Origin of the sequence: Aureimonas sp. Leaf454, from assembly GCF_001424685.1 — a bacterium.
Classification (GTDB): Bacteria; Pseudomonadota; Alphaproteobacteria; order Rhizobiales; family Rhizobiaceae; genus Plantimonas.
In genome coordinates this window covers 33675-55515 of the sequence record NZ_LMQT01000001.1, presented here as the reverse complement: position 1 = coordinate 55515, position 21841 = coordinate 33675, and the positions used below count along the sequence as shown (strand labels likewise).

Sequence of the window (21841 nt, the reverse complement as noted above, 5' to 3'; positions counted from 1 at the left end):
AACATCGGAAAACGCGAGGGGCTCCGGGATCGGAAGGGGCGGGTATTCAACAGGGCGATCACGAGGCGCGCTCCGCTCCGGCGAGGATGGCGGCGATCATCCGGCGCAGATACGGCTCCATCGCGCCGAGATCGACGCGCCGCTCGAGCTGCAGCCGCATGACGAGACCGTCGCCGACCGCAAGAAGCATGACCAAGGCGATGTCGAGATCGACATCCGCGCCGATCTCGCCGGTCTTCTGCGCCTCGTCGAGCGCGGCCCGGATGGTGCTGCGCACATCGCTCTCGATGGCGTGGAAGCGCTCGCCGATCGCGGTGTTCCGGATGCTCTCCGACACGATCTCGATCATCAGGCCGCCGGTCGCCTCGGCGATCGACTTCTCCAGATAGTCCATCGCGCTGAGAACCAGCCGATCGACGAGGGATCCCTTGCCGAAGAAGATCTCCATGCATTCACCGGCGCCGATGCGTTCCTCCTCGGCGATGGCCTCGATGATGGAGTCCTTGCTCGGAAAGTAGCGGTAGAGCGCACCTGGGCTCATCGCGGCCTCGCTGCAGATCTGCCCCATGGATGCGCCGTGGAAACCCGAGCGAGCGAAGCAGGCCCGCGCCGCGGCGAGGATCTGCTTGCGGCGGGCATCCTGCGCGTTGGAGGATCCGGGGCCCTGAGGCGTGACGGTAGCGGAATAAGACAAGGCGACAGGATCCAGCGGAGAGCGAACGATCGTTCTCATAATCTCGGGGCATTATGGCTGAAAGACGGTGAGATGTCGCGGTGCAGCAGCCGGGATCCACCTCGGCGGGACGACGTGTCGTCCAGGGCCGGGACTAAGGTGGACGGCTGGAGGGGCAGGAGGTCGGGAAGGGGAGACGGGAGAGCGTCAGGTCTCAGGGTCGTTGGCCGGCGGACCCGGTGGTGCGCCGACCGGGGCGATCGACTGGAGCAACGTCGTGCGGGCGGAGCGAAGGTGCCGCCGGCAGAAGAACTCGACCTCCGTCGCATCGCGCGACTTCAGCGCGGCGATGTAGTCGATGTGCTCGGACAGCGCGACGCGGTTGCGATCCTTCTCGCCCGTCTTGTTCCATTGGTAGTGGTAGTGGAAGATCATCGAGATCACGTCGTAGAAATCGATGACGAAGCGATTGCGCGAAGCCTCGTGGATGAGGCGGTGAAAGCGCTCGTCGAGTTCGGAAAAGGCCTCGTAGCGGGTTTCCACCGTTTCGAGGAAGGTGCGGTGCTCCGCTTCCATCTCGTCCAGACGGAGCCAGGCGGGATTGTCGGGCGGCAGGGCTGCGAAGCGCTGCACGGCGCGAAGCTCGAACATCTCGCGCACCTCCGTCAGCTCAAGCGCGAACTCTCGCGTGAAACCCTTGAGGACCCACTGGCTGTTGCGACGCTTCTCGATGAGGCCGAACCGGCTGAAACGGATGAGGAACTCCCGCACGGCCGAAACGCCGACCCCGAGATCGCGCGCGATGTCGGCTTCCCCGATGAGATCGCCGGCATGGGCGCCGCCGGCGAGGATGCGGTGCATGAAGCCGCGCTCGATGATCTGGGACAGCGGATCGGTCTCGCTGTCGGGGTAATAGTCCGCGCGTTTGGGCCGGCGCAGGAGGGTCTTCTCGCGCTTGTTCCAGCGGATCAGACCGCCCTCTTCGAGGCGGCCGAGAATGGAGCGAACCGTCGTGCGGCTCACGTCGAGAGCGGCGCCGAGCTCGGTCTCGGACGGCAGCCCGTCCGCCGTTTCCAGGAGGCGCAGGCTCCGATTGTAGGCCTCCTTGAAGAGGGTGTTCGGCTTCGACACGGCAGCTCGATCGCGAAAGGGAGTCTCCGGTCCTGGCCGGCCCGTGACTCTATAGCGCCGGAAAATGTTTCTTGTCGATGAAAAGCAATTGCGTTACGCCTGCCGTCGCTGGGCAAGGCGCGTGGAGGAGACGCGTCCGCTCGGCAGGGGAGAGACGCATGAAACGCAGGCGGATCGGTCGCACCGAGCTCGAGGTCACCGAAGTCAGCTTCGGCGGCGCGGCCATCGGCGGGCTCTACCGTGCCGTTCCGCGCGAGGCGGCCCTGGAGGTGCTGGGCGTCGCCTGGGATGCCGGCATCCGGTATTACGACACCGCGCCCTTCTACGGCTTCGGCCTCTCGGAGCGCCGCACGGGCGATTTTCTGCGAGACCATCCGCGCGACCAATACGTCCTCTCCACCAAGGTCGGCCGACTGCTGCGCCCCGTTCCGGAAAACGAGGTTCCCGAGCATGGATATGTCGACCCGCTGCCCTTCGCGATCGACTACGACTATTCCCACGACGGCATCCTTCGCTCGGTCGAGTTCAGCCTCGCCCGGCTCGGGCTGAACCGGATCGACATCGCCTTCGTTCACGACATCGGCGCCTATACGCACGGCGCGGAGGGCAATGAGCGCCATCTCCGGGATCTTCTCGACGGCGGACTGAAGGCCCTCGAGCGATTGAAGTCGGAGGGCACGATCCGGGCGTACGGTCTGGGCGTCAACGAGGTCGAGGTCTGCCTGAACGTGCTGCACGAAGCGCCGCTCGACTGCATCCTGCTCGCCGGCCGCTACTCGCTTCTCGATCGATCGGCGGTCGCGGATCTGATTCCGCTCTGCGAGGCCCGCGGCACGACGCTCGTCGTCGGCGGGGTCTTCAATTCGGGAATCCTGGCCACCGGCGCCGTGGAGGGCGCGCATTTCGATTACGGACCGGCCTCTCCGGACATTGTGGGCCGCGTCGAGCGGATGTCGGCGACGGCCGAACGTCTCGGCGTGCCGCTGGCCGCGGCGGCGCTCCAGTTTCCGCTCGCATCCTCCGTCGTCTCGACGGTGCTCATCGGCACCGCCAAGGCATCGAGCCTGTCGCGCAATCTCGAACTCTTGTCGTCGCCGGTCTCGGATGCGGCGCTGTCGTCGTTCGACCGCGACGCGATCATGCTCTGATCTTGCGTCGACACCGTTCGGTTCGAAGCTCCACCTGCCGCCTCGCGGCGAACGAATGTTCCGGTCCCGGCCTTCGATCGCGAAGGCACCGATTGAAGAGGTTGCCATGCTGCGCCACATCCATCCCCTGCTCGGCCCCGATCTTCTCGGCGCCCTGCGTGCCCTCGGGCATGGCGACGAGGTCGTCATCGCCGACGCGAACTTCCCGAGCCATTCGATCGGCCCGGAGGTCGTGCGCCTCGACGGCATCGACGCCGTCGCCGCGGCCGAGGCGATCCTGACCCATCTGCCGCTCGACACGTTCGAAGATGCCGCGTTCCGGATGGAAGTGGTCGGCCGTCCCGACGAGGAGCCGGAGGTCTGCCGCCTGTTCCAAGACGTCGTCCTTCGGCTGGCGGGGGACTTTCCCATCCAGTCGATCGAACGCTTCGCCTTCTACGAGCGCGCCCGCAAGGCTCAGCTCATCGTCGCGACCGGGGAGCGTCGGCTGTACGGCAACCTCATCCTGAAGACGGGGGTCCTGATCGACGGGTAACCCGAGATGGAAGGCGTAAAATTTTTGGAACACACGTTGCATTCGTCGAGGCAAACGGATATTTTCATCCATGTCTCTTACCCAATAAAGAACAGATCGACGCAGAAGTCGGCGTTTTCACCAGAGATCCAGGGAGGAACCCTCGCATGACCATTGCATCCCGTGCCGCTTCCACGACCCGTCGTTCGCTTCTCGCGGGCATCGCGCTCTCCGTCGGCGTCTTCGCAGCGGGCGTGCCGTCCGCCTTCGCGCAGAACCCCACCATTCCGATCATCGTGAAGGACACGACCTCCTTCTACTGGCAGATCGTGCTCGCCGGCGCCCGGCAGGCCGGCAAGGACCTCGGCGTCGAGGTTCCCGAGCTCGGCGCGCAGGCCGAGACCGACATCAACGGCCAGATCTCCATTCTCGAGAACGCCGTCTCCGGTTCGCCCGCCGCCATCGTGATCGCGCCAACCGAGCGCAGCGCGCTCGGCGCCCCGATCACCGAAGCCGCCAAGTCCGTTCCGATCATCGGCATCGATTCCTCGGCCGAGTCCGACGCCTTCACGTCGTTCCTGACGACCGACAACGTGCAGGGCGGCCGCATCGCGGCGGACGGCCTCGCCGCCGCCATCAAGGCCAAGACCGGCAAGGAGGAGGGCGAGGTCGCGCTCATCACCAACGCGCCGAACGCCGGCTCCCTGGAGGAGCGCAAGAAAGGCTTCACCGAGCAGCTCGCCGCCAAGTATCCCGGCCTGAAGCTCGTCGCCGACAAGTATGCGGACGGTCAGGCCGCCACCGGCCTCAACATCACGACCGACCTTCTCACCGCCAACCCGAACCTCGTCGGCATCTTCGCCTCGAACCTCATCATGGCGCAGGGCGCGGGCCAGGCTGTCGCGGAGAACGGCGTCAAGGACAAGGTCGCGCTGATCGGCTTCGACTCCGACGATCGTCTGGTCGGCTTCCTCAAGGACGGCGTGATCTCCGCGCTCGTCGTTCAGGACCCGTACCGGATGGGTTACGACGGCATCAAGACGGCGCTCGCGGCCTCCAAGAAGGAGAGCGTGGAGAAGTTCGTCGACACCGGCGCGAACCTCATCACCACCGAGAACATGAACGAGCCGCGCTCGCAGGAGCTCCTGAACCCGAAGGTCCAGTAAGGCTCGAGGGCGCCGGGCGCCTTCGGGCGCATGGCGCCCTCGCTCTCCGGGCATCGAATGTTCCGGAGTTGCATTCCGATCCTCGGGCCGATGCGGCAGGCGTCCGCAGCGGCCCTGGCCGGGCGGCGCCGCGGCCACGACCTGCGGACCGTCGCGTCCCGCTTCGCTTCGTCTGAGAGCAGCCGCCCGATGCCTCGCGCATGGGGCGGCGGTCCTCGCCCTCCATTTCGAGGAGTCGTGCCGTGTCGAGCGTCATCGAACCCGCCGCGCCCCATGCGTCCATCCCGTCGACTGCCCCCATCCTGGAGCTGCGCGGACTCGAGAAGAGCTACGGTCCCGTTCTCGCGCTGAAGCCTGCATCCCTGGCCTTCCGGCAAGGCGAGGTCCACGCCATCGTCGGCGAGAATGGCGCGGGCAAGTCGACGCTGATCAAGCTTCTCACGGGCGTCATCCGGCGCTCGGGCGGCGACATTCTCTGGCAGGGCCAGACGGTCGCCCTGGCCGACCCGCAGGAGGCGATCGACCGCGGTATCAACGCGGTGCATCAGGAGGTCGTTCTGTGCCGGCACCTCACGGTCGCCGCCAACATCTTCCTCGGCGACGAGAAGGTGAGGTTCGGGCTTCTCCAGTCGCGCGAGATGAACCGCGCGGCGCAGAAGATCCTCGACGATCTCGGCTTCCAGCTGCCGGCGGACGCCCTGCTCGGCTCGCTGACCATCGGACAGCAACAGCTCGTCGCCACCGCCCGGGCCTCGCTCCGCGGCACGCGCTTCCTCATCTTCGACGAGCCGACCGCCTATCTCACACGGCAGGAGGCGGCCCAGCTCTTCGCCCTCATCCGTCGCCTGAAGGCGGAGGGCGTGACGATCGTCTACATCAGCCATCGCATGGAGGAGGTCTTCGAGCTCGCGGACCGCGTTTCGGTCCTGCGGGACGGAACGCTCGTTGGCACCCGCCTCATCCACGAGACCGACGACGCCGAGCTCGTCGCGATGATGATCAACCGCACGCTCGAACAGATCTACCACAAGGAGACGATCCCCTTCGGACCGGTGCTCGTGGAGACGCGCGGCCTGTCGGGTCCGGGTTTCGAGGACATCTCGATCCAGGTCCGCGCCGGCGAGATCGTCGGGCTCTACGGCCTGATCGGGGCGGGGCGGTCCGAATTTGCGCTCGGCCTCTTCGGCCGGCAACCGAAGACGGCGGGCGAGATCCTGTGGAAGGGCAAGCCCGTCGACATCCGGTCGGAGCGCACCGCGATCGATCTCGGCATCGCGCTGGCTCCCGAGAGCCGCCGCGACCAGGGCCTCGCGCTGAACCTTCCGATCGGGCTCAACCTCAATCTTCCGATCTACGATCGATTGACGCGCGGGCTGACGATCTCCAAGCGCCTGGAGGCCGAACACGCCGACCAGCAGATCAGGGACCTTCAGATCAAGACGCCGAGCCGGGCCTCGCTCGCCTCTTCGATGTCCGGCGGCAATCAGCAGAAGATCGTCATCGGCAAATGGCTGAACCATGGGGCCGAGATCTTCATCTTCGACGAGCCGACGGTCGGCGTCGACGTCGGAACCAAGGCCGAGATCTACCGCCTGTTCGGGCGCCTCCTGAAGAACGGAGCGGGAATCATCCTGATTTCCTCCTACCTGCCGGAGGTCTACGAACTGGCCGACACGCTGCATGTCTTCCGCACCGGCCGGCTCGTCGCGACGCGCCAGCACCGCGCGGCCAGCCATGAAGACATCCTCGCCCAGGCCATCGGCGTCTGACGGCCAACACTTCCGGGAGGACCCCATGACGCTTCAGACTTCGAACGCCAACGCGGCCGCCGCCGCCGTCAAGCCCCGGCGGAACTGGAACTTCCTCTTCGCGCTGACGCTGCTCGGCCTGCTCGTGCTGCTCTGGATCGCGCTGGCGGCCGCGACGCCGAACTTCGCGACCTCCAACAACATCGCCAACCTCCTGCGCCAAGGCTCCATGATCGCGATCCTCGCGCTCGGGCAGACCTTCGTCATCATCACCGCCGGCATTGATCTCTCGGTCGGCGCGATCGTCGGCTTCTCGACGACCGTCATCGCCTGGCTTCTGCAAGCCGGTGTTCCCGTCTGGGCTGCGATCCTCCTCACCCTTCTCATGGGCCTGGCGATCGGCCTCTTCCACGGTTTCGGGATCGTGCGGATGGGCCTGCCGCCCTTCATCATCACACTCGCCTCGCTGACGGCTCTGCGCGGCATCGGGCTTCTCATCACCAACGGCTCGACCATCTCGATCACCAATGCGGGCTTCAACGAGTTCTCGCGCAACAGCTTTCTCGGCATCCCGAACCTCTTCTGGATGGTGATCGTCGTCGCCGTTCCCGCCTATTTCTTCCTCCACCGCTCGCGCTGGGGCCGCTATCTGTTCGCCGTCGGCTCCAATCCGGAGGCGGCGCGGCTGTCCGGCGTCAACGTCCCCCGCATGATCTACCTCGCCTACAGCCTGTCGGCGCTCTGCGCGGCCTTCGTCGGCATCCTCCTGGCCGCCCGCATCGGCGTCGGCAACGCGACGCAGGCGGAAGGCTGGGAGCTCCAGGCCATCGCGTCCTCCGTCATCGGCGGCACCAGCCTCTTCGGCGCGGTGGGGTCGGTGCAGGGACCGCTGATCGGCGCCTTCATCCTCGCCACCATCAACAACGGCGCCAATCTTCTCAACGTGAACTCGTTCTGGCAGCGCATCATCACCGGCGGCCTCATCATCGTGATCGTCTACTTCGACGGTCTGCGGAGACGGGGACGGTGAGGGCGGTCGTCACGCGCGAACCCGGCCGGCTCGACTTCGTCGACGACGCCGTGGCCGAGGAGGTCCGCCCCGGCTGGATCGCCGTGGACATCCGTCACGTCGGCATCTGCGGAACGGACTACCACATCACCGAGGGCAAGCATCCGTTCCTCGAATATCCCCGGATCATGGGCCATGAGTTGTCCGGCGTCACCGCATCGGCGGGCATCGACATGGCGCCCGGCACGCCCGTGATCGTCAATCCCTACATCTCCTGCGGATCCTGCATCGCCTGCCGCCGCGGCAAGCCGAATTGCTGCACGCGGATCGCCGTGCTCGGCGTCCACACCGACGGTGGCCTGCGCGAACGGATCGTGGTGCCGGAGGGCAATCTCTACCCGGCCGGTGATCTGTCGCTGCGCGATGCGGCGATGGTCGAGTTCCTCGCCATCGGAGCCCATGCGGTTCGCCGCGCAGAGGCCGAGCCCGGCGCCCGCGCACTCGTCATCGGCATCGGGCCGATCGGGCTCGGCGCGGCGATCTTCGCCAAGATCGCCGGTCTCGACGTGACGCTTCTCGATACGAGCGTCGAGCGGCTCGGATTCGCCCGCGAGGCGCTCGGCTTCGAGCGCTCGGTGATCGCGGGTCCGGCAGCCGCCGGCGAAATCGCGCACATGACCGAGGGCGACGGATTCGACGTCGTGTTCGACGCGACCGGCAACGCCCGCTCGATCGAGGCGGGGTTCTCGTTCGTGGCGCATGGCGGCAGCTACGTTCTCGTCAGCGTCGTGCGGGACGAGATCCGCTTTTCCGATCCCGAATTCCACAAGCGGGAGATGCGTCTCATCGCCAGCCGCAATGCCACGCGCGTCGACTTCGAGCATGTGATGGCCGCGATCCGCGCCGGGCAGGTTCCGACGGACCGGCTCGCGACGCACCGCGCGACGCTGGAAGAAGCGCCCGAGCGCATCAAAAGCTGGGCGCACGAGAAGAGCGGCCTGATCAAGGCCATCATCGACCTGTGACCGGATCGCCGGCTCGCCTGGCGAACCGGCCTTCAGCGGACGGGACGGCGGCGCGTCCGCTGCGGTCGGACGGGCCGGGTTACGGCGCGACCGGATAAAGCGTCACGCCGGGTTCGTCGGGATAGGTTTCGAGGGGAGGCTCGGGCATGCGCTGCGGCATCTCGGCCGCCGAGAGGGGCGCTGCCGAAGGCGCGGGAAGCGCTTCGCCCGTGGCGACCGAGGTCCAGTCGGACGAGAAGCTGCGGAGATCGCCGGCGCTGTCCGGCAGGCCGGGCGCTCGGGCGGTCATGGGGTCTGACAGGCCGATCGGCACGGCGTCCCGCCGGCCATAGCGCGCGGGATCGACGGAAGGGGCCGTCCCTCGGCCCGGCGGCGTGAACTCGAGACGCGCTTCGCGGCGGCGAACGTCGTCCTGCGTCGAGGAGGCGTTCCGCCTCTTCTCGTAAAAGGCGTTGCCGCCGGCGATCGTGACGTAATGCATGTTGTCGTAGGGATACGAATAACCGGCGGTGTGGAAGAACATCGCCTTGCCGACCGCTGCATGCTTCTGGCCGCGCAGAACCTTTCGCGCGGTCTTGTAGGCGAGATCGCGTCCGCGGCCCATCTTCTTCGTCAGCACGCCGCCGGCGAACTGCTTCTTCTGGCCGACGACGCCGCAGACCGATCTTGGATATTTGCCGGATTTGACGCGGTTCATGACGACGGTTCCGACGGCCAGCATGCCCTCGGCGCTCGATCGGTTGGATTCGAAATACATGGCCCGCGCCATGCAGTCTTCCGCCGTCAGGCTCGGTCTTCCCGCGCATCCCGCCAGCAGGACGAGGCAGAGCAGAGGCGTGGAGCGCGCGGCGTACGAGACGCACAGGCGGGGCAGGGCGCGAGGCATCGGCTTCGGGCTTCCCGTGTCGAGGACGTGTCGACCGAAATTGATCTGGAAAGCTTAAAGGTTCGTGCACGAGGCTGAGCGGCAAGCTCGCGGCAAGGTTCGCGTGCCCGTCTTCGGCCTCGTCCGGTCCTGCATCTTTCGATCACGCCGACCGAACGCGGTGAAATGGCGATGGAGAGTCGAACCGGACTCAAAAAAGCCCGAAGCTCGACCGATCGCTGCGCGCGAAGGGCGTCGGAGGCATCCCATGAGCAATCGACACAAGGACGAAGGCGCGAAGGCGTTCCGGGACGGCGGGCGGCGCGCCGACAACCCGAACCGGTTCGGAACACACGATTGGACCGACTGGAAGGACGGATTCGATCAGGCAGAAGCCGCGCTCGAGCGCGACGCGATCCGCGGCCATGTCGCGCAGAGGATGCCGGAGGTTAGCTGACCTCCTGTCCTTCGCACGACCGCGACGATGCGATCTCAACGAAAAAGCCCCGGATCTTTCGATCCGGGGCTTTTCAGCTTCGATGCGGCGGGGATCAGAGGCCGCGACGCGCGGGCAGGACGCGGTCGGCATAGACCGGATGGACAACGCCCGAGCGACCGCCGAGCCAGCCGGCGACCGCGCCGAGGACCAGCGAGAAGAAGGCGAGGAGAGCACCGGTGGAGACGACCGAGGCAGCGGTGTCCGCGGCTTCGGTGGCCTTCTGCTTGGCGGTCTCGACGGCCTGGTTGTACTGAGCCTCATAGCGGTCGACATCGGCGCGGGCCTGCTCGACCGGAATGTTGCGGGCGCTGGCGAGGGCGTTGGCAGCCCGATCTCGGGCCGCGGCCTTCTCGGCCTCGTCACCGGTGACGACGGCGCGCATGGCGCTCACCGCCGCCGCGTTCAGAGCCTCGGGGTCGGTGCCGGTCGCACGGATCTCCTGCTCGAGCTGGTCGAGCGGGTTGATCTGCGCAAGGGTCGGGCCGGCGCTCTGGGCGACCGTCGAACCGATGCCGCCGACGGCGGACGCGATGCCGCTGAAAGCTCCGCCGATGATGCCGCCGGCCGCGGTCGTCAGAAGATAGATCACGAGCAGCGTGGTCGCGGCCCAGGTGGTGAGCCCATGCAGGGCACCCGTCGTCGCGACGGTCTTGCCGGACATGCGTGCGGCGACATAGCCGCCGGCGAAGGACGCGACGAGACCGGACACCACGTACCAGATGCCGGCTGCGATCGAGAACGTGCTCACCATCGGGCTGTCGCCACTGGCGGGATCGATCGTGGCGACGCCGATGCCGACGCCCAGCATGGTCAAAAGGACCTGAACGACGACCGCGACGACGATGCCGGCGAAGATCGCGCCCCAGGACACCTTGTTCAGCAAGGACGTGTGCACGTCGTCTCGAACGGAGGATGTCACGACGTCGTCCGTGCGAAGCGCGGCGTTTCTCGATTCACTCATGGGATACACTTTCGGCGGAGCCGGCGTCTTCGCGACCGGACTGATTGCACTGGAGGCTCCCGAAACGTTCAGTGCGCCATAAAGTTCGGGCTGGTCGCAAAAAAATGAGGCAGAAGCTGGCCGACACGGTGGCCATCTGCGTCGGCATGGCTCTGGTGGCTCTGGCGGTCGGCGCGACGAGCGTCTATCGAGCGCCGACCGAATCGACATGAGCTCTTCCATGACAGTTCACACAACGCTGCGCCGCAGCGGCGAGGCATCCAGGCTCCGCTCGGGCGATGCTCTGCAGCTCAGCGACGTGCCGACGGTCGTCGTGATCGGCGATCTCGTGGAGGGCTGGCCGCCCCGCGCGGGGGACGCGATCACGATGGAGGACGCGCAGGCGCACTGGCGCCGGACCGCGTGCGACGCACCCTGGGGACGATCGACCGACATCGCCGCCTTGCGTCCTCATCTGTCCGTCGTCGGCGGCTATCTGGAGCGCCTGCCCCTGGCCTGCGTGCGCTCCGGGCTCGTCGATCATGCGGAGATCTGGCACCATTGGCGGGGAGAGGGGCCGGGGCCGGTTGGGCGCGACGGGCCGCTTCTCGTCCGCCGGGCGTTTCGGCTCGACCGGGAACATGCGCCGTTCGCTTCGAACGACATGCTGGGCTTTCTGCAAGTCCACGGCGCGCCGCATATCCTGGTCGTGCTCGGGCTCGGCATCGACGAGACGATTCTCAAGGCCTGCGCCCGCAGCTTCAAGATCTACAATTCCATCGACGCGCCGGCCCTGCGAGTGCCGCCGGAGGTGAGCCGGCATTTCGACCTCGTCCTGACCGGGGCGGAGTGGCAATCGGAGGCCGTTCGCGCGCGACATCCGGGCATGGCGACGGAGATCATGCCGATCGGTCCGGAATTCGCCGATCCCGAGACCTTCCGCCCGCTCGGTGTCGGTAAGGACTACGACGTGATCTACGTCGCGGCCGCGCAGCCCTACAAGCGGCACGACATCCTGTTCGACGCGCTGGCGCGCCTGCCGCGAACGGTGCGTGCTCTCTGCGTCTTCGGCTATGGCGAAATGGCGGACGATCTGCGGCGTGACGCCGCAGACCGCGGGCTGTCGGTGGATTTCGTCGGACCGCCCGGCGTTTCCTTCGAGGAGGTCAACGCCCTCATGAACCGCGCGCGCATCGGGGTCGTTTGCGGCGTCGACGACGGGGCGCCTGCCATCCTGACCGAGTACATGCTGGCGGGGCTGCCGGTCCTTGCCAATGAGGGGTTGCGTTGCGGATTGCAGTTCATTTCGCCGCGAACCGGACGCACGGCCACGGCGGAGGGCTTCGCGGACGGCATTGCCGACGTTCTGGCCCATCTCGACCGTTACGATCCGCGCGCCGCCGCCATGGAGCAGTGGATATGGCCGCGAACCGTCGCGCGGTTCACAAGGAGCATAGGCCCGACTTGATAAAGGCGTCGATTGCCCGTCGCCGTCGGGGCCTGCGCGTTTAAGTCTCCCGTCTCCCGCACTGCGAGACCGGAGACCGCCTTGTCGAACGCTTCTTCCCCGCCGCCCCCCCAGCGCGGCGTCTCGCAGAACCAAGGGGCGGGCGAAGCCGTGCGGTTCGGCGGTGAAGAGCCGGCGATCATCTGCTTCTCGCATCTGCGCTGGGACTTCGTGGTGCAGCGTCCCCAGCACCTGATGCGGCGTTTCGCGGCGGGACGGCGGGTGTTCTTCTTCGAGGAACACATCCCGTGCGATCATCCGTTGCCCTATCTCGAATATCATCCGTTTCCCAAGGACGGGCTGACGGCGATCCGCCCGCGGCTGCCCCACTGGTGGACGCAGGCCGAGCGCGAGGCCGGGCTGGCCATGCTGCTCGGCATGCTGGTCGAGACCAGCCTGACGGCGCCCCCGGTTCTCTGGTTCTACACGCCGATGATGTTCGCCTTCGCCCGCGACGTCGCGGCTGCGGCCGTCGTCTACGATTGCATGGACGAACTGGCGAACTTCGCCTTCGCCGATCCCCGCCTCATCGCGGAGGAGGATGCTCTCCTTCGACGCGCGGACGTGGTCTTCACCGGCGGCTACAGCCTCTACGAAGCCAAGCGCGATCGGCATCCGAACATTCATCCGTTTCCGTCGGCGGTCGATGCCGCCCATTTCGGCAAGGCGCGAACGGCCGGACCGGCCGCGCCTGCGGGTCAGCCTGCACAGACCGGACCGTTGCTCGGCTTCTTCGGCGTCATCGACGAGCGCATTGACCTCGACCTCGTGGACCGGCTGGCCTCGGCGCGCCCGTACTGGACGATCGTCATGATCGGACCCGTCGTGAAGATCGATCCCGCCAGCCTGCCGAACCGGCCCAACCTTCATTGGATCGGGGGACGCTCCTACGACGAGTTGCCCGCCTACCTGTCGGGATGGGACGTCGCGCTGATGCCCTTCGCGCGGAACGAGGCGACGCGCTTCATCAGCCCGACCAAGACGCCGGAATACCTGGCCGGCGGTCGCCCGGTGGTCTCGACGTCGATCAAGGACGTGGAGCGCCATTACGGGGCCATCGCAGGCGTCCATGTCGCCGGGGACGCAGAGGATTTCATCGCGGGTTGCGAGGCGATGCTGGCGCTGCCGAAGGCCGGCGCCTGGCGCGACGAGGCCGATGCGCTGCTCGCCGACATGTCCTGGGACCTCACGCAGGACCGGATGGCCCGCCTTCTCGGCGAGGCGGTGATCCAGGGGCGGACGGCCCGCGCGCCGGCCGCGAACGACGAGGGCCTCGCTGCGCCGAGCGTCCGTCCCGCGGGGCGGCGTCAGCCCTTCGACGTCCTCGTGGTCGGGGCGGGATTTGCAGGGGCGGTCCTTGCGGAGCGTCTCGCCGCCGGTTCCGGCCAGCGCGTTCTCGTCGTCGACCGGCGCGACCACATCGCCGGCAATGCCTACGATCATCACGACGCCGCCGGGATCCTGGTGCACCGCTACGGGCCGCACATCTTCCACACCAACAGCCGCGCGGTCGCCGACTATCTGTCGCGATTCACGCAATGGCGGCCCTACGAGCACCGGGTGCTGGCGAGCGTCGCCGGCAAGCTTCTGCCGATCCCGATCAACCGGACGACGCTGAACGGTCTCTACGGAATCGACCTCACGAGCGACGCGGAGGCGGCCGCCTTCCTCGCGGCCAAGGCCGAGCCCGTCTCCGATATCCGTACCTCGGAGGACGTCGTCGTCGGGACCGTCGGGCGGCATCTCTACGAGACGTTCTTTCGCGGCTACACGCGAAAGCAGTGGGGTCTCGACCCCTCGGAGCTCGATCGGTCGGTGACGGCGCGGGTGCCGACGCGCACCTCGACCGACGATCGCTACTTCCTCGACACGTTCCAGGCGATGCCGGCGAAGGGCTACACGGCCATGTTCGAGCGCATGCTCGACCATCCCCTCATCCGCGTGGAGACCGGCGTCGACCATCGGGACGCGGCGGCCGATCTCGACGCCGAGCGCACGGTCTTCACGGGGCCGATCGACGAATTCTTCGACCACCGCTTCGGGCCCTTGCCCTATCGCTGCCTGTCGTTCCGCCACGAGACGCACGACGTGGAACGCTTCCAGCCGGTCGGCGTCGTGAACTATCCCGGCGAGGAGACGCCCTACACGCGGATCACCGAATACAAGCATCTGACGGGTCAGGTGCATGCCCGGACCAGCATCAGCTACGAGGTCTCGTCCGATCGCGGCGATCCCTACTATCCGATCCCGCGCGAGGAAAATCAGGCGATCTATCGCCAGTACGAACGACTGGCGGCGGAACGTCCGGACGTTCACTTCGTCGGACGGCTGGCCACCTATCGCTACTACAACATGGATCAGGTGGTCGGGCAGGCGCTTGCGACCTATCGGCGGATGTGTGAACCGCGCACGGGCGCGGCCCTCGGTTCCGCCCTCGTGACGGCCAGCCCGACGCCTTGAGCGGATCCACGTCAGAGGCCGGCACAAGACTGCGCATCTGCCTCGCGACCGACAGCCTGGAGCCGTCCGGCCTCGGCGAACACATGATGCTGCTGGCGGTCGAGCTGTCCAAGCGGGCCGATGTCGTCGTCGCGGCGGATCCGCGTTCCGGACTGCTGGAGCGGGCCGCGCGCCGGGGTCTTGCCATCAAGAGCGTCGCCGAGGGCTTCGACGACTGGCTGGCGCGGGCCGGGCACGACGTCCTGCATGTCCATGCCGGCATCGGCTGGGAGGGGCACGAGCTGGCAAGGCTCGGCCGTCGGGCGGGAGTCGGCGCGGTTCTGCGCACCGAGCATCTGCCGCATGTGATCACCGATCCGCTGCAGACGGCGCAGCACATCGACGGGATCGCGGCGGTCGATCGTCTCGTCTGCGTTTCGCATGGCGCCGCCGAATCGTTTCGAAGGGCCGGCTACCCCTCGGACCTCGTCGCCGCCGTGCCGAACGGCATCCGCGCCGTTTCTCCCGTGCGATCCCGCGCCGGCGTCCGCGCAACGCTCGGCGTGTCGCCGTCGCGGCCGGTGATCCTCACCGTGGCCCGCCTGACCGAGCAGAAGGGACATCGCCACCTTCTCGCCGCGCTGCCGGCCGTGCTGGCGCGGCATCCCGATGCGCTCCTTCTTCTCGTCGGGACCGGGCCGCTGCACGACGAGATCGCGGGAGCCGCGTCGGAAATGGGGCTGGACGGCTCGGTCGTCCGTCTCGGCGGGCGCGACGATGTTCCCGATCTTCTCGACGCGGCGGATCTCCTCGTCCTGCCATCGTTGTTCGAGGGCCTGCCGCTGGTGGTGCTGGAAGCCATGGCGGCGGGCCTCCCGGTCGTTGCGACGGACGTCGCGGGCACGCAGGAGGCCGTCGTCGCCGGAGAAACCGGCTGGCTGGTTCCGCCGGCGGATCCGGCCGCGCTCGCGGCCGCCATCACCGAAGCGTTCGACGACCTGCCCGAAGCCCGAGCCCGCGGAGACGCGGGCCGAGAGCGCTTCGAGCGACATTTCCAGGCCTCGCGCATGGCCGAGGCCACCTTCGATCTCTATCGCGCGGCGCTGCCGCAGGAAAGGCAGACGAGACCCATGCAGAAGACCCGGATCGGTTTCATCGGCGCGGGCGGCATCGCGCAGCGCCATCTCGGCATTCTCGACGGGTTCGAGGACGTGGTGATCGCGGCCTTCGCCGATGTCGACGCGAAGCGCGCGGAGGAGACCGCGGCGCGGTTCGGAGCAAAAGCCTTCGCCTCGCACGACGCGATGCTGGCCGCCGTCGACCTCGACGCGCTCTACATCTGCGTTCCCCCCTTCGCCCACGGCGCGCCCGAGCGGGCCGCCATCGCGAAGGGACTGCCTTTCTTCGTCGAGAAACCCGTCTCGCTCGACGTCGAGACGGCGGAGGACATCGCCCGAGCCGTCGCACAGGCGAATCTCGTGACGGCGGTCGGCTATCACTGGCGCTATCTCGACACGGTGGACGAGGCCCGTGCGCTCCTATCGCGAAATCCCGCCCAGCTGTTGTCCGGCTATTGGCTGGACTCGACGCCGCCGCCGCAATGGTGGTGGCATGAGGACAAGTCGGGCGGGCAGATGGTCGAGCAGACGACGCATCTTCTCGATCTCGCGCGCTTCCTCGTCGGCGAGGTGACGGAGGTCTACGGCCGCGCAGGGCATGTGGACCGGCCGGACTTCCCCGGCCTCGACGTGCCGACCGTGACGACGGCGAGCCTCACCTTCGACACCGGGGTCGTCGCCAACATCTCCTCGACCTGTCTCCTCGGCTGGAACCATCGGGTCGGTCTGCACATCTTCGCCGACAAGCTCGCGATCGAACTGACCGACCGCGACATCATGGTGGACGTCGGTCGCGGCCGTCCCGTTCGCGGGGCCGACGGCGATCCCGTCTGGCGTGAGGATCGCGATTTCATCGACGCCGTCCGCGGCGGCGAGAACCGAATTCGCTGTCCCTATGCGGACGCGCTCGAGACGCATCGGCTGGCGCTCGCCGTCGTCCAGTCCGCGCGAAGCGGCCAGGCCGTTCGTCTATCCCCGCCCGCCATCGCGCGCACCGAGCCGGCACCGCTGCAGCCCCAACCCCGTCACGAGCCGCCGCAGGGCCTTCCCCCCGGCCATCGCCATGTCCGATCGCTCGGCGTGGAGCGACCGGGCGAGGCCTATCACTTCCAGTACGAGGAAGGCCCTCCCGGCGATGGGCAGGTGCGGCTCGACACGCTCTACACCGGCTTCTCCGCCGGCACGGAGCTGACCTTCTACAAGAACACCAATCCCTATCTGCACTCGAGATGGGACGGCGCACGCGGCGTCTTCGTGCCGGGGGAGGCGGGTCAGCATTTCCCCGTGCCCTTCCTCGGCTACATGGAGGTCGCGCGCGTCTCGGAATCGCGGGCGCCAGGCTTCGCAGCCGGCGACGTCGTCGCTTCAACCTATGCGCACAAGAGCGGTCACACCGCCGATCCCTTCCACGACCTCCTCGTCGCGATGCCGGCCGACCTCGACCCGATGCTCGGCATCTACGTCGCGCAGATGGGCCCGATCGCGGCGAACGGCATCCTCCATGCCGACGCGGAGATGTCGGGAACCCAAGTGTCGAGGCTCGGCGAGGGGGTGGCGGGCCGCCCGACGGTTGTCATCGGCGGCGGCGTCGTCGGCCTTCTCACCGCGCTCTTCGCCGCCCGGGCGGGCGCTGCCGAGATCGTCGTCGCCGATCCATCGCCGTTCCGCCGCGCGCGGGCCGAGGCGCTGGGCTTTTCGGCGATGGGCGAGGACGAGGCCGCCGCCTACGCCAAATCCGCGTGGCACCATGGCGGCGGGGATCGCGGAGCGGACTTCGTCTTCCAGACGCGGGCTTCGGGCGCGAGCCTCCACACAGCGCTGCAGGCCCTGCGGCCGCAGGGAACGGTGATCGACCTCGCCTTCTACCAGGGCGGCGCCGATGCGCTGCGGCTCGGTGAGGAATTCCATCACAACGGCCTCAACATTCGCTGCGCGCAGATCAACCGCGTGCCGCGTGGTCTCGGCTTCTCCTGGAACAAGCGCCGTCTGGCGGCGGAAACGATCGGGCTTCTCCAGACCCGCGGCGAGGACATCAAGGCTGAGATGATCACCCATGTCGTGCCCTTCGAGGAGGCTCCCTCCTTCCTCGCCGGCCTCGTCCGCGACCGGCCGGACTTCCTGCAGATCGTCTTCAAGGTCCAGGACTGATGCCGGACGATTCGAACCCCGCCGAGCCGATCCGCATCCTCTTCGTCTTCGCCTGGCTCGTCGTCGGCGGAGAGGAGACGGAAGTGCGGCTCCTCGCCGAGCATCTCGACCCCGCGCGCTACCGGATCGACGTCGTCGCCTGCTTCCGGAAGGACGGCATGCCGGATCAGACGCACGAGCAGCTCGAGGCGCTGGGAATCGCGGTCGACCGGACGCCGTACGCACTGTCGTTCGAGGATACGGTCGCCTACCTCGCGGGCAAGATCCCGGCCTATGACGTCGTCGTCTCCTGCCAGAATGTCGGAGACATCTACCCGGCCCTGGAGCGTCTGCACCTGCGGCCGCCCTTGATCGAGCATGGCGGGCTCGTCTCCGAGGCGCTGGCCGGCCCCAAGCACCTGACCGCCCGCTATGTCGGCGTCTGCCGGACGATCCGCGACGCGGCGGCCTCGCGAATGCCGGGGCGCGAGGATCACGCGCTGGAAATCCCCTCCATGGTGGATCTGGCGCCCTTCGACCGGGCGTCGCGCGCCGCGTCGCGCCAAGCGCTCGGTCTTGCCCCGGCGACACCCGTGATCGGCTGGCTTGGACGGCTCGATCCGAAGAAGCGCGTCGAGGATTTCATCGACGCCGCCGCGATCGTGTCGAAGCGCCGGCCGGACGCCCGCTTCCTCGTCATCGGCGGCGCCGATGCGTTCCTGCCGCATTACGAGACCGAATTGAAGGCGAGGGCGGCGCGGCTCGGGCTGGGCGGCGCGTTGCGCTTTCTCGGCGACCGCGCCGACGTGCCCGAGCTTCTCGCCGCGCTCGACATCTTCGTCTGGCTGTCGCGGGGAGAGGGCATGCCCCATGTCGTGGCCGAGGCCGGCGCGGCGCGGCTCTGCGTGGTCGCCACCGCCGATAACGGCACGCTCGAGCAGATTTCCGATGGGAAAACCGGGCTCTTCGTTCCCCACGAGAACCCGGTCGCGGTCGCCGAGGCCGTGACGCGGCTGATCGACGATCCAGCGCTCCGTCGCACCCTCGGCGAAGGACTTCGCGCAAGGGTCGAGGCGGATTACGCGATATCAGCGGTCCTGCCGCAATGGCAGGCGCTCTTCGAAACGGTGCTCTCCGAACGCCGCGCGGCCCATCCCAGGCCGACGCTGTTCAGGAGCTTCCTGCAGGGCGGCTTTGAATCGTCGAGCCACCGGCGGATCCGCGACCGGCTGCGGCTCGACATGATCGCGGCGACCGGCCACGACACCCATGCCGAGAGCGACTTCCGAGCCCTCGCCGATCACGGCATCCTGACGGTCCGCGACGGTCTGCGCTGGCACCGCATCGAGACCGCGCCGGGGCGCTACGACTGGTCGAGCCTCGAGGAACAGCTTCGCGCAGCGCGGGCTTCGGGCACCGAAGTCGTCTGGGACATCCTTCATTACGGCTGGCCCGACGACATCGACATCTGGCGACCGGACTTCGTCGAGCGCTTCGCCGCTTTCGCCGCCGAGGCCGCGATGGTCGTCTCCGCCTCGACGCCGGGCACGCCCTTCTTCGCACCGGTCAACGAGATCTCGTTCTTCTCCTGGGGCGGCGGCGACGCGGGCTATCTCAACCCGTTCGCCCACGGTCGGGGGCATGAGCTGAAGGTCCAGCTCTGCCGGGCCGCCGTCGCCGCGATGGAGGCGATCCTCGCCGTCGTGCCGCGGGCCCGCTTCGTCCATGCCGATCCCGTCATCAACGTGATCTGCGATCCCTCGAGGCCGCACGAGGCACCCTTCGCGGAGGGGCACCGTCAGGCGCAGTTCCAGGCCTGGGACATCATGGCCGGTCGTGCCTGGCCGCAGGTCGGAGGGCGCGAGGCGCTGCTCGACATCGTGGGCGTGAACTATTACTTCAACAATCAATGGATCCACGGCGGACCCCCGATCGATATCGGGCATCCGCTCTACAAGCCCTTCCGCGCGATCCTGATCGAGACCTATGCGAGATATGGGCGTCCGATCTTCGTCGCCGAAACCGGCACGGAGGGCGAACGGCGTCCCGCCTGGTTCGCCTATATCTGCTCGGAGGTTCGCGCCGCCATGCGGGCCGGCGTTCCGGTGGAGGGGATCTGCCTCTATCCCATTCTCGACCATCCCGGCTGGGACGACGAGCGCTACTGCCCGAACGGTCTTCTCCAGTTCCATCGCGGCCGCGGAACCCGCACGGCCTACGCGCCGCTTGCGGCCGAACTCGCGCGGCAACGCGCGCTGTTCGAGCCGGCGCGGATGCGCGTCCGCGACGTGGACCTGACGGCAGCCTGAGCGCCGCCACGCGACCTCGGCCGGACGGCACGGACGATGCCGGCCGAGGTCTCGTTTCGCCGCATCGGCGATCGTGATCAATGGGCCGTGCTGGCCTCGGCCTTGGCGCTCGCGCCGGCCGCCGGGGCTGCCGCGGTCAGGCGGGGAACCACGAGCGTCAGCGCGAGGGTCGCCAGCGAGATCAGGAAGACGCCCCAGAACGTCAGGTGCAGCGAGTCGTCCAGCGCGCCGCGCGCCAGGACATCCGATGCCAGTCGACCCGGCTGGTCGAGAAGCTCGCGGATCCGGTCGAAACCGACCGCGCCGCCGTCCCGATGGGCCAGAGCGATGTTGAAGACCGCGCCGAGGGCCGCTGCGCCGAGCGTCGAGCCGAGATTGCGCGAGAAGATGTTGGAGGCCGTCGCCGAGCCCCGCTCGGCCCAGCCGACGCTGCTCTGGACGATGACGATGGCCGCCGTCGACAGGAAGCCCATGCCGAAGCCCATGACGATCGAGCCTCCGGCCGCGACGAGCGGCGAGGTGCCCGCCGACAGGACCACGAAGGCGACGGCGCCGATCGGCAGGAGCGTCGCGCCGAAGATCATCACCCGGCGAAGGCCGTAGCGTCCAAAGGTCTTCGCCGCGATCGTGGCGCCGATCGGCCAGCCGAGAACCATCGCCGTCAGCGTGAAGCCCGCGACGAGCGCGCTCTGTCCGAGCACGCCCTGAACGTACATCGGCAGGAAGGTCGTGAGGCCGATCACGGACATGCCGCTGAGAAGCGTCGCCCCGTTGACGGTGAGGATGGTGCGCCGGGACCAGAGCTTCAGGTCCATCATCGGATCGCTCGCGCGCGTTTCACGAATGAAGAAGCCGATCGTCGCGGCGACGAAGAGGGCGAAGGCGCCGAGGACGAAGCCGGTGCTGGCGGTTCCAAGTTCGGTCAGCGAGATCATCAAGGCCGCGACGGCGAGCGTGAAGAGCGCCGCGCCGGCGAAATCGAGCGAGCGCTCGCGCGGCCTGATCTCCTCGGACAGGAAGCGCATGAAGAAGAGCGCCGCGAGAACGCCGATCGGAAGGTTGATCCAGAAGATCCAGGACCAGGACACGCTCTGGATGATCAGGCCGCCCGCAAAGGGTCCGACGACCGACGAGATCCCCCAGACGCTGGCGAGATAGCCCTGGATCTTGCCGCGCTCCTCCACCGTGTAGAGATCGCCGATGACGGTGAGCCCGACCGGCTGGATCGCGCCCGCGCCGATGCCCTGCATCAGGCGGAAGACGATCAGCGAGGGCATCGACCAGGCCAGTCCGCAGAGAACGGAGCCCACCAGGAAGATGGCGATTCCGGCGAGCAGAACCGGCTTGCGCCCGAACGTATCGGCGAGCTTGCCGAAGATCACCGTCGTCGCCGTCTGCGCCAGAAGGAAGGAGGCGAAGACCCAGGCGTAAAGCTGGAGGTCGCCGAGCTGTCCCGCGATCTGCGGCATGGCCGTGGAAACGATCGTCGCCTCGATCGCGATCATCGCCATCGATGCCATCACCGCCGCGAGTATCAGCGGGCGGCGCAATCCTGGGGTCTGGTTCATGAAAGCCATTCGTTGGGGCGAGGCCGGCCGTCGAGGGGCGGTCGTTAAGGCATGC

At 67.7% G+C, this 21841-nt stretch carries 16 protein-coding genes; 11 read left to right on the top strand and 5 right to left on the bottom strand.

Annotation, left to right across the window (positions count from 1 at the left end):
- Window positions 1-58: 58 nt before the first annotated feature.
- Window positions 59-694, bottom strand: coding sequence for a TetR/AcrR family transcriptional regulator (locus tag ASG43_RS00230; protein ID WP_244487933.1), 636 nt, complete (start codon window positions 692-694; stop codon window positions 59-61).
- Window positions 695-880: 186 nt separating this feature from the next.
- Window positions 881-1804 carry a GntR family transcriptional regulator gene (locus ASG43_RS00225; protein WP_056498890.1) on the bottom strand — a complete coding sequence of 308 codons (924 nt, stop codon included), beginning with the start codon at window positions 1802-1804 and terminating at the stop codon, window positions 881-883.
- Between the two features lie 158 nt (window positions 1805-1962).
- Between ASG43_RS00225 and ASG43_RS00220 the strand changes: the two genes are divergently transcribed.
- From ASG43_RS00220 to ASG43_RS00195, 6 genes are all read left to right on the top strand, one after another.
- Complete coding sequence (locus ASG43_RS00220; RefSeq protein WP_056498888.1) at window positions 1963-2952, top strand: aldo/keto reductase; 990 nt, start codon at window positions 1963-1965, stop codon at window positions 2950-2952.
- Window positions 2953-3058: 106 nt separating this feature from the next.
- Window positions 3059-3487 carry an RbsD/FucU domain-containing protein gene (locus ASG43_RS00215; RefSeq protein WP_056500847.1) on the top strand — a complete coding sequence of 143 codons (429 nt, stop codon included), beginning with the start codon at window positions 3059-3061 and terminating at the stop codon, window positions 3485-3487.
- A 146-nt stretch (window positions 3488-3633) separates the two neighbouring features.
- Entirely contained in the window at window positions 3634-4632 is a 999-nt protein-coding gene (locus tag ASG43_RS00210; protein ID WP_056498886.1) for an ABC transporter substrate-binding protein, read from the top strand.
- Between the two features lie 242 nt (window positions 4633-4874).
- Entirely contained in the window at window positions 4875-6401 is a 1527-nt protein-coding gene (locus ASG43_RS00205) for a sugar ABC transporter ATP-binding protein (RefSeq protein WP_244487932.1), read from the top strand.
- A 25-nt stretch (window positions 6402-6426) separates the two neighbouring features.
- Entirely contained in the window at window positions 6427-7410 is a 984-nt protein-coding gene (locus ASG43_RS00200; protein ID WP_056498880.1) for an ABC transporter permease, read from the top strand.
- A complete protein-coding gene (locus ASG43_RS00195; protein ID WP_056498877.1) occupies window positions 7407-8414 on the top strand; it encodes a zinc-binding alcohol dehydrogenase family protein in 1008 nt (335 codons plus the stop codon). Before ASG43_RS00200 ends, ASG43_RS00195 begins: the two co-directional genes overlap by 4 nt.
- 79 nt (window positions 8415-8493) lie before the next feature.
- On the opposite strand, the gene ASG43_RS21905 is transcribed toward ASG43_RS00195, so the two are convergent.
- On the bottom strand, window positions 8494-9300 hold the full coding sequence (locus ASG43_RS21905) for a cell wall hydrolase (RefSeq protein ID WP_082490505.1): 807 nt from the start codon (window positions 9298-9300) through the stop codon (window positions 8494-8496).
- 247 nt (window positions 9301-9547) lie between these two features.
- Between ASG43_RS21905 and ASG43_RS00185 the strand changes: the two genes are divergently transcribed.
- Entirely contained in the window at window positions 9548-9736 is a 189-nt protein-coding gene (locus ASG43_RS00185; RefSeq protein ID WP_056498874.1) for a hypothetical protein, read from the top strand.
- A 94-nt stretch (window positions 9737-9830) separates the two neighbouring features.
- Here ASG43_RS00185 and ASG43_RS00180 read toward each other — a convergent pair whose 3' ends face one another.
- Window positions 9831-10739, bottom strand: a complete 909-nt coding sequence (locus tag ASG43_RS00180; protein ID WP_056498872.1) for a hypothetical protein — start codon at window positions 10737-10739, stop codon at window positions 9831-9833.
- 220 nt (window positions 10740-10959) lie between these two features.
- Between ASG43_RS00180 and ASG43_RS00175 the strand changes: the two genes are divergently transcribed.
- From ASG43_RS00175 to ASG43_RS00160, 4 genes are all read left to right on the top strand, one after another.
- A complete protein-coding gene (locus tag ASG43_RS00175; RefSeq protein WP_244487931.1) occupies window positions 10960-12186 on the top strand; it encodes a glycosyltransferase family 4 protein in 1227 nt (408 codons plus the stop codon).
- 234 nt (window positions 12187-12420) lie between these two features.
- Complete coding sequence (gene glf / locus ASG43_RS00170) at window positions 12421-14685, top strand: UDP-galactopyranose mutase (protein ID WP_082490609.1); 2265 nt, start codon at window positions 12421-12423, stop codon at window positions 14683-14685.
- Between the two features lie 83 nt (window positions 14686-14768).
- On the top strand, window positions 14769-17930 hold the full coding sequence (locus ASG43_RS00165; protein WP_082490608.1) for a glycosyltransferase: 3162 nt from the start codon (window positions 14769-14771) through the stop codon (window positions 17928-17930).
- On the top strand, window positions 17930-20218 hold the full coding sequence (locus tag ASG43_RS00160) for a glycosyltransferase family 4 protein (RefSeq protein ID WP_056498866.1): 2289 nt from the start codon (window positions 17930-17932) through the stop codon (window positions 20216-20218). Before ASG43_RS00165 ends, ASG43_RS00160 begins: the two co-directional genes overlap by 1 nt.
- A 77-nt stretch (window positions 20219-20295) precedes the next feature.
- Here ASG43_RS00160 and ASG43_RS00155 read toward each other — a convergent pair whose 3' ends face one another.
- A complete protein-coding gene (locus ASG43_RS00155) occupies window positions 20296-21786 on the bottom strand; it encodes an MDR family MFS transporter (protein ID WP_056500842.1) in 1491 nt (496 codons plus the stop codon).
- Window positions 21787-21841 lie beyond the last annotated feature (55 nt).

What these genes read in the sequence shown, in the direction of transcription:
- ASG43_RS00220 (WP_056498888.1), top strand. Translation starts at nt 1,963, where the DNA reads ATGAAACGCAGGCGGATCGGTCGCACCGAGCTCGAGGTCACCGAAGTC.
- ASG43_RS00215 (WP_056500847.1), top strand. Translation starts at nt 3,059, where the DNA reads ATGCTGCGCCACATCCATCCCCTGCTCGGCCCCGATCTTCTCGGCGCC.
- ASG43_RS00210 (WP_056498886.1), top strand. Translation starts at nt 3,634, where the DNA reads ATGACCATTGCATCCCGTGCCGCTTCCACGACCCGTCGTTCGCTTCTC.
- ASG43_RS00200 (WP_056498880.1), top strand. Translation starts at nt 6,427, where the DNA reads ATGACGCTTCAGACTTCGAACGCCAACGCGGCCGCCGCCGCCGTCAAG.
- ASG43_RS21905 (WP_082490505.1), bottom strand. Translation starts at nt 9,300, where the DNA reads ATGCCTCGCGCCCTGCCCCGCCTGTGCGTCTCGTACGCCGCGCGCTCC.
- ASG43_RS00185 (WP_056498874.1), top strand. Translation starts at nt 9,548, where the DNA reads ATGAGCAATCGACACAAGGACGAAGGCGCGAAGGCGTTCCGGGACGGC.
- ASG43_RS00180 (WP_056498872.1), bottom strand. Translation starts at nt 10,739, where the DNA reads ATGAGTGAATCGAGAAACGCCGCGCTTCGCACGGACGACGTCGTGACA.
- ASG43_RS00175 (WP_244487931.1), top strand. Translation starts at nt 10,960, where the DNA reads ATGACAGTTCACACAACGCTGCGCCGCAGCGGCGAGGCATCCAGGCTC.
- glf (WP_082490609.1), top strand. Translation starts at nt 12,421, where the DNA reads ATGCGGCGTTTCGCGGCGGGACGGCGGGTGTTCTTCTTCGAGGAACAC.
- ASG43_RS00165 (WP_082490608.1), top strand. Translation starts at nt 14,769, where the DNA reads ATGATGCTGCTGGCGGTCGAGCTGTCCAAGCGGGCCGATGTCGTCGTC.
- ASG43_RS00160 (WP_056498866.1), top strand. Translation starts at nt 17,930, where the DNA reads ATGCCGGACGATTCGAACCCCGCCGAGCCGATCCGCATCCTCTTCGTC.
- ASG43_RS00155 (WP_056500842.1), bottom strand. Translation starts at nt 21,786, where the DNA reads ATGAACCAGACCCCAGGATTGCGCCGCCCGCTGATACTCGCGGCGGTG.